The sequence below is a fragment of the Streptomyces sp. Je 1-332 genome (assembly GCF_040730185.1).
GTDB lineage: Bacteria > Actinomycetota > Actinomycetes > Streptomycetales > Streptomycetaceae > Streptomyces.
This window is the reverse complement of the sequence record NZ_CP160402.1, coordinates 3,442,063-3,456,510: the sequence shown is the minus strand read 5'-3', so window position 1 is coordinate 3,456,510 and position 14,448 is coordinate 3,442,063. Positions and strand designations below refer to the sequence as shown.

Annotated in this window: 13 protein-coding genes and 1 pseudogene; 10 read left to right on the top strand and 4 right to left on the bottom strand. The window is 69.9% G+C overall.

Going from position 1 to position 14,448, the window contains the following annotated elements:
* Positions 1-543: 543 nt before the first annotated feature.
* Entirely contained in the window at positions 544-783 is a 240-nt protein-coding gene (locus ABXJ52_RS15530; RefSeq protein WP_367042817.1) for a hypothetical protein, read from the bottom strand.
* A 122-nt stretch (positions 784-905) separates the two neighbouring features.
* Positions 906-4,184: a S41 family peptidase gene (locus ABXJ52_RS15525; protein WP_367042815.1), complete on the bottom strand. Its 3,279-nt coding sequence runs from the start codon at positions 4,182-4,184 to the stop codon at positions 906-908.
* A gap of 174 nt (positions 4,185-4,358) precedes the next feature.
* Between ABXJ52_RS15525 and ABXJ52_RS15520 the strand changes: the two genes are divergently transcribed.
* Together ABXJ52_RS15520 and ABXJ52_RS15515 are read left to right on the top strand one after the other, a co-directional pair.
* Positions 4,359-4,949: a TetR/AcrR family transcriptional regulator gene (locus ABXJ52_RS15520; RefSeq protein WP_367042813.1), complete on the top strand. Its 591-nt coding sequence runs from the start codon at positions 4,359-4,361 to the stop codon at positions 4,947-4,949.
* Positions 4,950-5,057: 108 nt separating this feature from the next.
* On the top strand, positions 5,058-7,295 hold the full coding sequence (locus ABXJ52_RS15515; RefSeq protein WP_367042811.1) for an MMPL family transporter: 2,238 nt from the start codon (positions 5,058-5,060) through the stop codon (positions 7,293-7,295).
* Between the two features lie 8 nt (positions 7,296-7,303).
* Here the strand turns inward: ABXJ52_RS15515 and ABXJ52_RS15510 are convergent, their stop codons facing one another.
* Complete coding sequence (locus tag ABXJ52_RS15510) at positions 7,304-7,657, bottom strand: SsgA family sporulation/cell division regulator (RefSeq protein ID WP_367042809.1); 354 nt, start codon at positions 7,655-7,657, stop codon at positions 7,304-7,306.
* Positions 7,658-7,872: 215 nt separating this feature from the next.
* Between ABXJ52_RS15510 and ABXJ52_RS15505 the strand changes: the two genes are divergently transcribed.
* From ABXJ52_RS15505 to ABXJ52_RS15485, 5 genes and pseudogenes are all read left to right on the top strand, one after another.
* On the top strand, positions 7,873-8,988 hold the full coding sequence (locus tag ABXJ52_RS15505; protein ID WP_367042807.1) for an energy-coupling factor ABC transporter permease: 1,116 nt from the start codon (positions 7,873-7,875) through the stop codon (positions 8,986-8,988).
* Between the two features lies 1 nt (position 8,989).
* Positions 8,990-9,751 carry a cobalt ECF transporter T component CbiQ gene (gene cbiQ, locus ABXJ52_RS15500; RefSeq protein WP_367042805.1) on the top strand — a complete coding sequence of 254 codons (762 nt, stop codon included), beginning with the start codon at positions 8,990-8,992 and terminating at the stop codon, positions 9,749-9,751.
* Entirely contained in the window at positions 9,739-10,506 is a 768-nt protein-coding gene (locus tag ABXJ52_RS15495; protein ID WP_367042803.1) for an ABC transporter ATP-binding protein, read from the top strand. Before cbiQ ends, ABXJ52_RS15495 begins: the two co-directional genes overlap by 13 nt.
* 283 nt (positions 10,507-10,789) lie before the next feature.
* Positions 10,790-11,044: pseudogene (locus ABXJ52_RS15490) on the top strand (hypothetical protein); the annotation flags it as partial.
* A 159-nt stretch (positions 11,045-11,203) separates the two neighbouring features.
* Entirely contained in the window at positions 11,204-12,466 is a 1,263-nt protein-coding gene (locus tag ABXJ52_RS15485; protein ID WP_367042801.1) for a lipase, read from the top strand.
* Between the two features lie 23 nt (positions 12,467-12,489).
* Here the strand turns inward: ABXJ52_RS15485 and ABXJ52_RS15480 are convergent, their stop codons facing one another.
* A complete protein-coding gene (locus tag ABXJ52_RS15480; protein ID WP_367042799.1) occupies positions 12,490-12,939 on the bottom strand; it encodes an ATP-binding protein in 450 nt (149 codons plus the stop codon).
* Between the two features lie 159 nt (positions 12,940-13,098).
* Here ABXJ52_RS15480 and ABXJ52_RS15475 point away from each other — a divergent pair, with 159 nt between their 5' ends.
* From ABXJ52_RS15475 to ABXJ52_RS15465, 3 genes are read left to right on the top strand one after another with little or no spacing between them, the layout of a single operon-like run.
* Positions 13,099-13,941, top strand: coding sequence for a helix-turn-helix transcriptional regulator (locus ABXJ52_RS15475; RefSeq protein ID WP_367042797.1), 843 nt, complete (start codon positions 13,099-13,101; stop codon positions 13,939-13,941).
* The gene (locus tag ABXJ52_RS15470; protein ID WP_367042795.1) at positions 13,938-14,186 is read left to right on the top strand and encodes a DUF397 domain-containing protein; all 249 of its coding nucleotides are present in this window, start codon (positions 13,938-13,940) and stop codon (positions 14,184-14,186) included. Before ABXJ52_RS15475 ends, ABXJ52_RS15470 begins: the two co-directional genes overlap by 4 nt.
* The gene (locus tag ABXJ52_RS15465) at positions 14,183-14,446 is read left to right on the top strand and encodes a DUF397 domain-containing protein (protein WP_367042793.1); all 264 of its coding nucleotides are present in this window, start codon (positions 14,183-14,185) and stop codon (positions 14,444-14,446) included. The genes ABXJ52_RS15470 and ABXJ52_RS15465 overlap by 4 nt, the downstream gene beginning before the upstream one ends.
* Positions 14,447-14,448 lie beyond the last annotated feature (2 nt).

Below are 14,448 nucleotides of genomic sequence, written 5' to 3'. Positions count from 1 at the left end.
GGGGTTCGGGGGCTTCTGTCCCGGCGGGCCCGGGGGCTGGCTTCTGTCCCGGCGGGGGCCCGGGGGCACCTGCCCTGCCGTGGGTGCGGGGGCTCCTGGCCCGCCGTGGGGGCGTCCCTGTCCCGCCGCTCCGCGGCGGATCTTTCCCGCCCACCCACCCGATTGCCCCGCGGTGTGACGGGTGGGGTGGGGCGCCGTTGTGGTGGGGCGGGTGGGGGCCGGTTGTCGTGTCGCGTGGTGGGGGGCGCATGTGGTGCGGCGGGTGGGGTCCGGCCTCCGGGTAACGGGTGGGTGGGTGGGGGAAATCCGCCGCGAAGCGGCGGGACAGGACCCGCCCCACTGAGCAGCAGACGAAGACGCCCGCCCCCTACCGAGCAGCAGACGAAGACGCCCGCCCCCTACTGAGCAGCAGACGAAGACGCCCGCCCCCTACCGAGCAGCAGACGAAGGCGGCCGCCCCAAGCAAGGCAGATGACCCCGCCCCCCCACAGCAGTGGGACCCCCGGCGTCCCAGGGGTCCCACGGTTCAAGCTCAGCGCAGCGTTACGCGTCGTAGTCCTGGTTGAACTTGTCCTGCTGCTCCTGCGCAGCCCGCTGTGCCTCGTCCGGGGACTTCGCGGAGCGCTCCCGCGTCTCCTCCTGGGCCTGCTGGCCGCGCTCCCGCGCGTCGTCACGGGCCTGCGAAGCGCGCTCGCTCGCCTCGTCCTTCTCGCTGCCCATGGCGCCCTTCGCCTTGCCGGCGAGGTCGTTGGCCTTGTCCTGGAACTGGTCCTTGATGCCCATGCTTGTTCACTCCTAGAGGGTGAGGTGGGAGGGGCCTCGACCAGACTTACATGAGGGCGCGAACCTCGCATTTCGATCAATTACGGGTGCACGCCGACCTCGGTCACGCCCGCCGAAGCCCCCTACCCCCGCGGCGGCAGCGCCGGCCGGTGGCGGTCCGGGATGTCGTCGAGGCTCGGTGGTTCCGCCGCCGGCTGCTGTGCCAGGAGGTCCAGCGCGATCCGCACCGCGTCGTCGAGCTGGGCGTGGCGTCCCTCCGCCCAGTCCAGGGGCGTGCGGAGCACCTCCAGGTCAGGGGAGACGCCGTGGTTCTCCACGGACCAGCCGTACTCGTCGAACCACCCCGCGTTCATCGGCACCGTGATGATCGTCCCGTCACCGAGCACGTGCCGCCCGGTCATCCCCACCACGCCGCCCCACGTGCGCTGGCCCACGACGGGCCCCAGGCCGAGCAGCTTGAAGGCCGCCGTGATCATGTCGCCGTCCGAGGACGTCGCCTCGTCGGCGAGGGCCACCACCGGGCCCCGGGGCGCGTTCGACGCGTACGACACCGGCTGGGCGTTACGCGTCAGGTCCCAGCCCAGGATCTTCCGCGTCAGCTTCTCGACCACCAGCTCGCTGATGTGCCCGCCCGCGTTGCCGCGTACGTCCACGAGCAGGGCCGGGAGCGAGACCTCCAGGCGCAGGTCGCGGTTGAACTGCGCCCAACCGGAGCCGCCCATGTCGGGGATGTGCAGGTATCCGCACTTGCCCCCGCTCAACTCCCGTACGACTTCACGCCGTTTGGCCACCCAGTCCTGGTAGCGCAGGGGGCGTTCGTTGATGAGGGGGACGATCGCCACCCTCCTCGACCTGCCCTGCCCCTCCGCCGGCTGGAACGTCAGCTCCACCGTCGTGCCGCCCGCGGCGGCGAGCAGCGGGAAGGGGCCCGTCACCGGGTCCACCGGGCGGCCGTCGATGTGCGTGAGGTCCGCGCCCTCACGGATGCCCGCGCCCGCCAGCGGTGAGCGCGCCTTGGAGTCGGACGAGTCGCCGGGCAGGATGCGCTTGACCATCCAACTGCCGTCCCGGCAGACGAGGTTGGCACCGAGCAGACCCATCGCCCGCTGGTAGTGCGGCGGGCCTTCGTTGCGGCGAGCGGGGGAGACGTACGCGTGCGAGGTGCCCAGTTCGCCGAGGACCTCGCGGAGCAGGTCCGCGAACTCGTCGGGGGAGGCCACCCGTTCCACCAGCGGCCGGTACTGCTCCAGGATCGCGGGCCAGTCGATGCCGCACATGTGCGGCTCCCAGAAGTAGGCCCGGATGAGGCGGCCCGCCTCGTCGAACGACTGGCGCCACTCGGCCGCGGGGTCGACCTCGTGCAGGATGCGGCGCAGGTCGATCCAGGTGGTCGTGTCGCTGTCGCCGGACTCCGTCGACGGCACCGCGCGCAGATCGCCGTCGTCTACCACCACGAGCCGCGAACCGTCGCCGCTGAGCGCGAACTGGTCGAGGTGATCGACCAGTTCGGACTTCTTGCCCTTGGTGATGTTGAAGTACTCCAGAGTGGGCCGCCCCGAGGTGTCCGACGGGTTGGCGAACGTCTCGCCGAGCGCCCCCGAGATCGGCCAGCGCATCCAGACGAGACCGCCGCCGCTGACGGGGTGGAGGGCCGAGTACTTGGACGCCGAGACCGGGAACGGCGTCACCCTGCTCTCCAGGCCCTCCACCTCGACGATGGCGGACCCGGCGGGCGACAGGCCGTCGGCCGGGTCGAGTCCGCCCGCGGCCGGGCGGCCGTCGGGGGAGAGCGCGAAGGGCGATGGGGTCGCCGACGACAGGGGCACGAGGTAGGGGCGGCAGCCGAGCGGGAAGGACAGGTCGCCGGTGTGCACGTCGTAGACCGGGTCGAAGCCGCGCCAGGAGAGGAAGGCGAGATAGCGGCCGTCGCTGGTGAAGACCGGGTTCTCGTCCTCGAAGCGGCCGTTGGTGACGTCGACGATGATGCGGTGCCCAGGACCCTCGATGCGGGCCATCTTGATGTGCCGCAGGGACCGCCCGATGCCGGGGTGGGACCACGTCAGCCACGAGCCGTCCGGCGAGAACGCCAGGTCACGCACGGGGCCGTTGACGGACCGGATCAGCTCCGTCACCTCGCCCTCGCCCTCCTCGGTGGCGTCGACGAGGAGGAGCCGACCGTCGTTCGAGGCGATCGCGAGCCGTTCGCCCTCGGGATCGGAGAGCAGTTCGAGGACCCGGCCGAGCTGCCCCTGCGCCAGCCTGCGCGGCGCGCGGTCGCCGCTGGCGCGCGGCAGATAGGCGATCTCGACGGCGTCCTCGCCCTCCGCGTCGGTGACGTAGGCGACCTGCCCGCCCTTGCCGAGCATCTCCGGCAGCCGCACGCGCACGCCCGGGGTGTCGGTGATGGTGCGGGCGGGCCCGTCCCGGTGCGTGAGCCAGTACAGGCTGCCGCGTACGACGACGGCGCTGGCCCGGCCCGTCGCGTCCACGGAGAGCGAGTCGATGTGCTGCGCGGCCGGCACCTGGTAGATCCGGCGTCCGGCGCGCGGCCCGCCCAGCCGCACGTCGAGGCGGTGCGGCACGGAGTCCGGGGACAGGTCGTCCACCAGCCAGAGGTCGCCCGCGCACTGGTAGACGACGCGCGCGCCGTCACTGGAGGCGTGCCGGGCGTAGAACGCGTCGTGGTCGGTGTGCCGGCGCAGGTCGGAGCCGTCCGGCAGACAGGAGTAGAGGTTGCCGACGCCCTCGTGGTCGGAGAGGAAGGCGATCCTGCCGTCCACGAACATCGGGGCGTCCAGATGCCCGTCGAGGTCGGGCAGGATCTGCTCCCCGTGCACCCACAGGCGGCCCATGGCCCCGCCGCGGTAGCGCTTCCAGGCGGCGGGCTCGTGCGGCGGCTTTCCGGTCAGCAGGAGCGTCTTGCGCTCACCGTCGATGTCGTTGACCGCGATGTCGTACACGGGCCCCCAGGGCAGCTTGCCGCCGGGTGATCCGTCGGTCGGCACGCTGTAGGCCCAGCAGAAGTACGAGAAGGGCTGATTGTGCGAGGAGACGGCGAGGATGTCGCCGTCCGGCGACCAGCCGCAGACCCGGGTGTCCGTGCTGCCCCAATAGGTGAGGCGCCGGGCCGGGCCGCCGTCGACCGGGGCGAGATGGATCTCCGGGTCGAGGCTGCGCCATGTCGTGTACGCGATGTGGCGGCCGTCCGGCGAGAAGCGCGGATGGCTCACCTTGGTCCGGTCGACGGTCAGCCGCCAGGCCCGGCCCGCGGGGGCTCCGTCCGGGCTCAGCGGTGCCACCCAGAGATCGTCCTCGGCCGCGAAACAGAGACGGTCGCCGCTGAGGTGCGGAAATCGCAGGTAGGCGTGGTCAGCATGGGCTTCATCGCGCGCGTCGGTCACTTCACCATGCTTTTCCGGGGCGAGGGGTGCGGCAACTCGTACAGGGGGTGGGAAGGCACGGGGAGTGCGTGATGCAGCACACGTACGAAACGGTTTCGTTTCGTTAAGCCCGCGGGTACAGTCATGGCGTACGCAACAGTTTCGACAAGGACGCGACCGGCAGGCGGAGGGATCATGGCTGAGGCGGCAACGGCGCGGCGCAGCCGGATCACACCCGAGCGCGAGGCCGAGCTCTACGCGGCCGCGCTCGACCTGCTCCGCGAGGTCGGGTACGAAGCGCTCACGATGGACGCCATCGCGGCCCGCACGAAATCCAGCAAGGCCACCCTCTACCGCCAGTGGGGGAGCAAGCCCGAGCTGATCGCCAGGGCGCTGCGGCACAACAAGCCGGTGTCCATCGAGGACATCGACACCGGATCCCTGCGCGGCGATCTGCTGGAAATGGCGAACCGTTCGGACGACTGTCAGATGGAGCGGGACGCCGCGCTGATGCGGAGCCTGTTCCACGTCATCCACGGAAATCCCGAACTCCACCAGGCGCTGCGGCAGTTGCTCATCGAGCCGGAGATCACCGGCCTGAACGCACTGCTGCGCAGGGCCGTGGAGCGGGGTGAAGTGGCCCCGGACAACCCTGCGTTGGACTTCGTCATCCACATGATGGTCGGCGGCTTCGTCGCCCGTGACCTGATCGAGGACCGCACGGTCGACCGTGAGTTCCTCCGTTCCTACGTCGACGCCGTGATCCTCCCCGCTCTCGGCGTCTGACCCGCACCTCTGACAAGTTCACCACCTGCACCTGACGCGACCGCTCACGTCGTCGGGCTGATCCCCCCTGCCCTGTAGACACCACGACCTGACCGGGAGTACGCCCTCGTGGCCACTTTCCTCTACAAACTCGGCCGACTCGCCTTCAGGCGACGGCACTTCGTCGCCCTGATATGGGTGGCGCTCCTGACGCTCGCCGGAGTCGGCGCCGCGTCCGCGCCCACCGCTGCGTCCAGCTCCTTCTCCATTCCGGGTACGGAGGCCCAGAAGGCCTTCGACCTCCTCGAGGAGCGCGCACCCGAAGCCAGCGCGGACGGTGCGAGCGCCAAGGTCGTCTTCAAGGCGCCGGACGGCGAGAAGATCACCGACTCGGCCAACAAGGCCGAGATCGAGAAGACCGTCGCCGCGCTCAAGTCCGGTTCGGACGAGGTCGCGCGGGCGGAAAGCCCCTTCAAGACCAAGACGGTCAGCAAGGACGGCTCCACGGCGTACGCGTCGGTCTCGTACGAGGTCACCTCGATGGAGCTGACCGACGAGAGCCGTGACGCGCTGGAGAAGACGACCGACGAGGCGCGGGAGTCCGGGCTGACGGTCGAGGTCGGCGGTGACGCGCTGCAGGCGATGCCCGAGACCGGGGCCACCGAGATCATCGGCATCGCCGTCGCCGCCGTCGTTCTCGTCATCACCTTCGGCTCGCTGATCGCGGCGGGTCTGCCGCTGCTCACCGCGCTGATCGGCGTGGGCATCGGTGTCTCCACGATCACCGCGCTGGCCAGCGCGCTCGACCTGGGGACGACGACCTCCACGCTCGCCATGATGATCGGCCTCGCGGTCGGCATCGACTACGCGCTCTTCATCGTCTCCCGCTTCCGGGGCGAACTCGCCGACGGACGGGACCGCGAGGAGGCGGCGGGGCGTGCCGTCGGGACCGCTGGTTCGGCCGTCGTCTTCGCCGGGCTCACCGTGGTCATCGCGCTGGTCGGCCTCGCCGTGGTGAACATCCCGATGCTCACCAAGATGGGCTTCGCGGCGGCGGGCACGGTGGTCATCGCGGTGCTCATCGCGCTCACCCTGATCCCGGCGCTGCTCGGTTACGCGGGCAAGAGGGTCAAGCCGACGGGCGAGAAGAGCAAGGTGCTCGGCGGCGGCCGTAAGAAGGCCGAAGCCGCGGCGGACGCCGAGCCGAAGGACAACCTCGGCACCCGGTGGGCCCGCTTCGTCGTGCGCCGCCCGCTGACGGTGCTGCTGGTCGGTGTCATCGGCCTCGGCGCCGCGGCGCTGCCCGTCTCCTCCCTCGAACTGGGCCTCCCGGACGACGGCTCGCAGCCGACGTCCACGACCCAGCGCAAGGCGTACGACCTGGTCTCCGACGGCTTCGGCCCCGGCTTCAACGGCCCGCTGATGACGGTCGCCGACCTCAAGGGAAGCGACGACCCGAAGGCCGCCGCAGGCGAGATCACCAAGACGATCTCCGGACTCGACGACGTCCTCTCGGTCGCTCCGCCGATGATCAACAAAGCGGGCGACACGGCGATCATCAGCGTCGTCCCGTCCTCCAAGCCCAGCGGCATCGAGACCGAGAACCTCGTGCACGCGATCCGCGACGCGGGCGGCGAGATCAAGTCCGACACGGGCGCGAGCGTCATGGTCACCGGCACGACGGCCATGAACATCGACGTCTCCGAGAAGCTGAACGACGCCCTGCTGCCCTACCTGGCCCTGGTCGTCGGCCTCGCCTTCCTCCTCCTGATCGTCGTCTTCCGCTCCGTCCTGGTCCCGCTCAAGGCGGCACTCGGCTTCCTGCTCTCGGTCCTCGCGGCTCTGGGCGCGGTCGTCGCGGTCTTCCAGTGGGGCTGGCTCGGCTCGCTCTTCGGCGTGGAGCAGACGGGCCCGATCATGTCGATGATGCCGATCTTCATGGTGGGCGTCGTCTTCGGCCTCGCGATGGACTACGAGGTGTTCCTCGTGACGCGCATGCGAGAGGCGTACGTCCACGGGGAGCGGCCCGGCCAGGCGATCGTGACCGGCTTCCGGCACGGTGCACGGGTGGTCTCGGCCGCCGCGGTGATCATGATGGCGGTCTTCGCGGGCTTCATCGGCTCCAGCGAGCAGATGGTCAAGATGATCGGCTTCGGGCTCGCGATCGCCGTCTTCTTCGACGCGTTCATCGTGCGCATGACGCTGGTCCCCGCGGTGCTCGCGCTGCTCGGCAAGAAGGCGTGGTGGCTGCCGAGGTGGCTGGACCGGGCGTTGCCGAATGTCGATGTGGAGGGCGAGGGGCTGCGTGACCTCGATGCCTCCGGTCGCCCGGGGTCGGACGAGGACCGGGAGCTCTCGCGCGTCTGAGCGGAGGGTCAGTGGGCCACTGGGGTGGCGGCGTATGTGCGGCGCAGGAAGCGGATCAGTGCCGACGCGTCGAACTGTACGACCGCCACCCCCTGCGCCGAGTGGAACTCCATGACCGTCTGGACCCGGCCACAGGGCCAGATGTGTACGTCACCGCTGGTGGTCGGGGCTCGCAGGCCCTGTTCGAGCAGTTGCCTCGCGAACGTCCACTCGTGGGAGCCTTCGTGAGAACCGGGGAGGCCGATCCGCACCGCCTGCGGGTCGGCCTCCGGGTCGTACCGGAGGACGGCGGGGACGGTGAGCTGGTCCTCTGGGGAGTCCGTGACGACGTGGGCACGTGCGAACTGCTCTACTGCGGACATCGCCGAACTCCTCACCATCACGCTCACCATCCCACGCGCTCTGCCCTCTAATGTCCCATATATTCCGATTCCTGCTCCAGGAGTGACCGGGATAACTGGACAGGCGCTGGGTAGGAACCGCTCTTGCAAGCCGTTCGCAATAGAGCACTATCATTGAACGGTTCACGAGCGATCCGCTCTGCCTTCCTCTTCCTGTCCTGCCCAGGAGCGCGCGCATGCATGTCCCCGACGGATTCATCAACGCACCCGTCTCCGCCGTCACCGGGGTCATCGCCGCCGGGGCGGTCGCCGTCAGCCTCCGAGGCGCACGGCGCGAACTTGGGGGCACCTCCCGCTCGGAGAGTGGGGGAGAGCGGACCGCGCCGCTGGCCGGCCTCGTGGCCGCCTTCATCTTCGCGGTGCAGATGCTGAACTTCCCGGTCGCCGCCGGGACCAGCGGACATCTGCTCGGCGGAGCCCTCGCCGCGATACTCGTCGGCCCCTACACGGGCGTCCTGTGCGTGTCCGTCGTACTCCTCATGCAAGGCGTCCTCTTCGCCGACGGCGGCCTCACCGCGCTCGGCGTGAACATCACGGACATGGCCGTCGTCACCACCGTCGTGGCCTATCTCACCTTCCGCGGCCTGGTGAAGGTGCTCCCGCGCAGCCGCCGCTCCATCACCGCATCCTCCTTCGTCGCCGCGCTCATCTCCGTGCCCGCCGCGGCCGTCGCCTTCACGTTCCTCTACGCGCTCGGCGGCACGACCGACGTCTCCATCGGCAAGGTCGCCACCGCCATGGTCGGCGTCCACGTCCTGATCGGCATCGGCGAGGCGGCCATCACCGCACTCACCGTCGGCGCCGTCATCGCGGTCCGCCCCGACCTCGTGTACGGCGCCCGCGGCCTGACCCAGAAGCTCAAGCTCCGCGTCGGCGGCGAACTGGTCGACGCCCCGGAGCCGGCCGAGGAGCCCGCCCCCGCCCCCGTCGCCGCCCGCTCGCACCGCAAGGTATGGATCGCGGGCCTGGTCACCTCCCTCGTCCTCGCCGGCTTCGTCAGCTTCTACGCCTCCGCGAACCCCGACGGCCTGGAGAAGGTCGCCGCCGACAAGGGCATCGACAAGAAGGCCGAGGAGCACGCCACCTCGGACTCCCCGCTCGCCGACTACGGCGTCAAGGACATCACCGACGCCCGCCTCTCCGGCGGCCTCGCGGGTGTGATCGGCGTCGGTGTCACCGTCGTCGCGGGCTCGGCGGTCTTCTGGGCGCTGCGTCGCCGCCGTTCGACGGACACGGACCCGGCGTCCACGGCTTCCGTCTCCGAGACCTCCGAGACCCCCGAGAAAGCCTGACATGGGTGCGGGCCACGCCCACCGGCTCTACCGCCCCGGCCACTCACCGGTCCACGCCCTGCCCCCGCACACCAAACTGGCCGCGGTCTTCTGCTTCGTGCTCGTGGTGGTCTCCACGCCGCGCGAGGCCATGTGGGCGTTCGGCGTCTACGCGGTGCTGCTGGGCGTGGTGGCGTACGCGTCCCGCGTTCCGCTCCCCTTCCTCCTCAAGCGGCTGCTCATCGAGGTGCCGTTCGTGGCGTTCGCGGTGCTCATGCCGTTCGTGGCGGAGGGCGAGCGGGTCGACGTACTCGGCATGTCCCTCAGCGTGAACGGCCTGTGGGGCGCCTGGAACGTCCTGGCCAAGGGCACACTCGGCGTCGCGGCATCGGTCCTGCTCGCGTCGACCACCGAACTGCGCTCGCTGCTCCTCGGGTTGCAGCGCCTGAAGCTGCCGCCGCTGCTCGTCCAGATCGCCTCGTTCATGATCCGGTACGGCGACGTGATCACGGACGAGATGCGCCGCATGAAGATCGCCCGCGAGTCCCGCGGTTTCGAGGCGCGGGGCGTGCGCCAGTGGGGCGTCCTGGCGAAGTCCGCGGGCGCGCTCTTCATCCGCTCGTACGAGAGGGGCGAGCGGGTACACCTGGCGATGGTCAGCCGGGGGTACGCCGGTTCGATGCCGGTGATCGACGAGGTCACGGCCTCGCGTGCACAGTGGACGTACGCCTTCGCCCTGCCGGGCGCCGCTCTTGTCGTCTGCGTGTTGGGATGGATGCTGTGACGGACACCGCTGCTTCGCTGGAGGTCTCGGGCCTCGCCTTCGCCTACCCCGACGGGCACCAGGCGCTCTTCGGCGTCGACATAAGGATCGGCCGTGGCGAGCGGGTGGCGCTGCTCGGCCCGAACGGCGCGGGCAAGACGACGCTCGTCCTGCACCTGAACGGCATCCTGACGGGCGGCGCGGGCACGGTCACCGTCGCCGGCCTCCCCGTGGGCAAGAAGCACATGGCAGAGATCAGGCGCCGGGTCGGCATCGTCTTCCAGGACCCGGACGACCAGCTGTTCATGCCGACGGTGCGGGAGGACGTGGCGTTCGGCCCGGCGGCGGCCGGGCTGCGCGGCCCCGAGCTGGAGGCCAGGGTCCACAAGGCCCTTGCCCAGGTGGGAATGGCGGAGTTCGCGGACCGCCCGCCGCACCACCTCTCCTTCGGCCAGCGCAGGCGGGTCGCGGTGGCGACGGTCCTCGCGATGGAGCCGGAGATCCTGGTCCTCGACGAACCGTCCTCGAACCTGGACCCGGCCTCACGCCGCGAACTGGCCGACATCCTGCGCTCGTTGGACGTGACGGTCCTCATGGTCACGCACGACCTGCCCTACGCACTCGAACTCTGCCCCAGGGCCCTGATCCTGAGCGAGGGCGTCATCGCGGCGGACGGCCCGACGGGAGAGCTGCTCGGCGACGAGGCCTTGATGGGAGCGCACCGGCTCGAACTCCCCTTTGGCTTCGATCCGAAGACGGTGAAGGTGAACGGCTAGGGAATCCACGGCCATGCGCGAACCCCGACTCCCTCACCCAGCGGGCCTTCGGCGCGATCACCCCGTCGCCGGACGAGAACGACCCGGCGTACCGGACGGCGGTCCTTCCCGCGTCGAACGGCATCGCGACGGCTTCGTCACTGGCACGGTTCTACGCCTCGCTGATCGGTGAAGTCGAGGGCGGGACGCGGTTGTTCGCTCCGGAGACGGTGGCGCTGGCGCGAGGCGAGGCGTCCGCAGGGGCGGACCGGGTCCTGATCGTGAACACCCGCTTCGGGCTCGGCTACATGCTGCACGGGGGCGCGTCGCCCCTCCTTGGCCCGGCTCGTTCGGTCACCCCGGGCGCGGGGGAGCGCTCGGCTTCGCCGATCCGGAGTCGGGGGTGGGCTTCGGGTATGTGACGAACGGGATGGAGAAGGGGGTTACGGCGGACCCGCGGGCGCAGGGGCTTTTGCGGGCGGTCAACGAGGCTTTGCGCGAAGTGCCGGGCTCACGTGGGTTCTTCGCCGATGCGGGGAGGGCCTGGAACCTCAGGTGATGTCGCCACCGGAGGGCAGCTACACGCAACAGGAACCGGCGCTCCGGGGGGCTTACCCCTCCCCCACACCAGGGGGTGGGCACCAGTGCCTCCAGCGCTCTTCCCGTTGGAGGCTGAACCCGCTTCAGATCGCCAGGACCTGATGAGGGAGAACACTCCATGCCTGTCGCCCGAACCGCGCGCCGCCACCTGCGAGTCACCACAGTCGCGACCGTCGTCGCCACGATCCTCGCCGGGGCGGGCGTCGCCGCCGCCGAATCACGGACAGCTACCGCTCCCTCTTCCACGGCTGCCCCTCAGCGCGGCACGCTGCTCTCCGCCGAGTTGCTCTACACCCTCACGTCACGCAAGGACTCCGCAGCCGAGCTCACCTCCTCCGGGTACGACCCCGGCGCCGCCCGCCACGGCGTGGACGCCTACCGCCTCGTTTACCGCACCATCGACGCCAAGGGCCGACCCACCACTGCAAGCGGTCTTTTCACCCTCCCCCGCGGGGTCCAAGGACGTCTTCCCACCGTCTCGTTCGCCCACGGCACCGGCGTCCACCGCATCGACGCGCCCTCGATGCAGCGGAAGGTGTTCCTGACCGGCCCCTCCATCACGTACGCCTCCGCAGGCTTCGCCACCGTCGCACCCGATTACCTCGGCATGGGCACAGGCCCCGGCAAGCATCCCTGGATGGACGTGCCGTCCGAGACCACGGCCTCCCTGGATCTGCTCCGCGCCGCCCGGCAGTTCACACCGCGTACCGGACGCACCCTGGACCGTGACGTCCTGGTCACCGGCTTCTCACAGGGTGCGTCGGCCGCGCTCGGGCTCGGCAGGGCCCTCCAGGCGGGCGAGGACCGGCACTTCAGACTCGGTGCCCTCGCCCCCATCAGCGGGGCCTACGACTTCGCAGGTGCGGAGATCCCGGCGCTGCTCGCGGACGACGGCGAGTTGGAGCCGAGGTCGAGCATGGCGTACGCCGCGTACACCTTGGTCGCCTTCGACCGCGTCCACGATGTGTACGAGAACCCGGGCGAGGTGTTCCGCGACCCCGCCGTGGAAGAACTCTTCGACGGTATGCACACCGGCCCGCAGATGATCAGCGCACTGCCCCGCACGCTGGACGAACTGCTGACGCCGTACGGACGCGATCTGCTGGCCAGCCCGAAGGGCGGCCTCGCGGCCGGACTGCGGGCGACCGACAGCGTGTGCAAGGACTGGAAGCCCGAGGCCCCGACCCGGCTCTACATGGCGCAGGGCGACGAGCAGGCGACCGTCCGGAACACGGCCAACTGCGCCGCGGACTTCCGGAAGAGGGGAATCGGGGTGCCGGTCGTCGACCTCGGCGCCGTCGACCACCAGAAGTCACGGCACCTCGGCTCGAACGTGCGGGGAACAGCGGAGGTGGTGCGCTGGTTCAGCACGCTCCGATAAGGGCTGGCGATGTCCAGGCGCGGTCAACGAGGACGCAGGTCCAGTTCGGCGCGGACCGTCTTGCCGATGGGCAGGCGGTCCAGGACGGTCCACCGGTCGGCCAGTGCCTCTACGAGCAACAGTCCGCGCCCGCCCTCCGCCCACGCCGACGGGGCCTCGGCGGCTCCCGCCCCGTCGGGGCGACGCTCACCGCGTGGGTCCGACACGTCGATGCGGAGGGTGTACGCGTCGAGGCTGAGCCGCATCTCGAAGTCACGGCCGGGAACGCGGCCGTGGGCGACGGCGTTGGCTGCCAGCTCGGCCACCAGCAGGGCGGCGGTGTCCGAGGCGTCGGAGTCGTACGGGATGCCCCATGCGTCGAGCCGGTGCAGGGTGAGGTGCCGGGCTAGGCGGGCCCCCCGTGAAGTGGAGCTGAATCGCTGGGCGAACACACGCTCGGTGACGGGCACTTGGGGAGGCTGGCTGGGCGTCATGGCCCCAAAATGGCCGCCGGTGGACTCCGCGTACCAGGTCAGCGACTAGCACTCTGCGTCAGAGTACTAGTACGGACAGTAGACAGTGCTGGCAACTGACCGTAACCATGGGCGGGTTCGGAGTGGGTCGCGGGGCAGGCGTACGGGAGGTGTCCTCGTATGACGGACGGTGCGGGCGGGTCGCCGGGCTGCGGTGAGCCGGAGGTGTCGGACAGTCTGCGGACGTTCGGCGAGGTCTTCAAGGCCTTCCGGAAACGGGCGGGCCTGACGCAGGAGGAGTTCGCCGAGTCGGTCGGGTACTCGGTCCAGACGGTCGCCAAGATCGAGCAGGGCCGCCGCTTTCCCCAGTCGGACTTCGTTGAGCGGGCGGAGGAGGCCCTGGATGCGTTTGGCGCGCTGCGGGGTGCGGCGCGGCATCTTTCGCGACAGCCGGGGTTGGCCAGTTGGTTTCGGCAGTGGGCACGGTTTGAGGCTGAGGCGGTCACTCTGTGGACGTACGAGTGCCGGGTCATCCCGGGGCTTCTGCAAACGGAGGCGTACGCGCGGGCGGTGACCGTTAGCGTCCCACCCGTCAAGGATGAAGGGCAGGTCGATCAGCAGGTGGCGGCCCGCCTGGAACGGCAGGACCTCTTCCAGCGACGGCCACCGATCACCTTTAGCTTCATCATTGAGCAGGCGTTGATTGAGCGCCGAACCGGCGGGCCAGAGACGACACGAGAGCTGATCGACCATCTGCTTGAGCGAGCAGGCCAGTTCAACGCTGAGTTGCAGATCATGCCATTGCTACAGCCGGATCATGCAGGGTTCGACGGACCGCTGCAAGTGCTGGAGTCTTCCGAGAACAGGTGGTACGGCTACGCCGAGGGGCAGCGCGGCGGCCTGCTGATTACCGACCGAAAAGAGGTCAGCATCATGCTCCAGCGCTATGCGAGACTGCGCTCACAGGCCCTCACTCCAGAGGACTCCAAGGGCCTCTTGAAGCGGATACGAGGAGCGCTATGAGCACGTCCGAACTGACCTGGTTCAAGAGCAGTTACAGCGGCTCGCAGGGCGACGACTGCGTCGAGGTAGCCCTCTGCTGGCACAAGTCCACCTACAGCAGCGGCAGCGACGGCGACTGCGTCGAGGTCGCCGCGTGCCCCGAGACCGTGCACGTACGGGACTCCAAGGTGCAGCACGGCCCGCAACTCGCCGTCACTGCCGAGATGTGGCGGAGTTTCCTGCCGTACGCGACGGCAGCGCTATGAGCACGTCCGAACTGGCCTGGTTCAAGAGCAGTTACAGCGGCTCCGAGGGTGACGACTGCGTCGAGGTAGCCCTTTCCTGGCGCAAGTCCAGCTACAGCAGCGGCAGCCAGGGCGACTGCGTCGAGGTCGCCACCTGCCCCGACACTGTGCACGTGCGGGACTCCAAGGTGCAGCACAGCCCCCAACTCGTTGTCCGCGCCGGGACTTGGCAGAGCTTCGTCTCGTACGCGAGGCATGCGACGAACGCGACGCAGGGCTGACC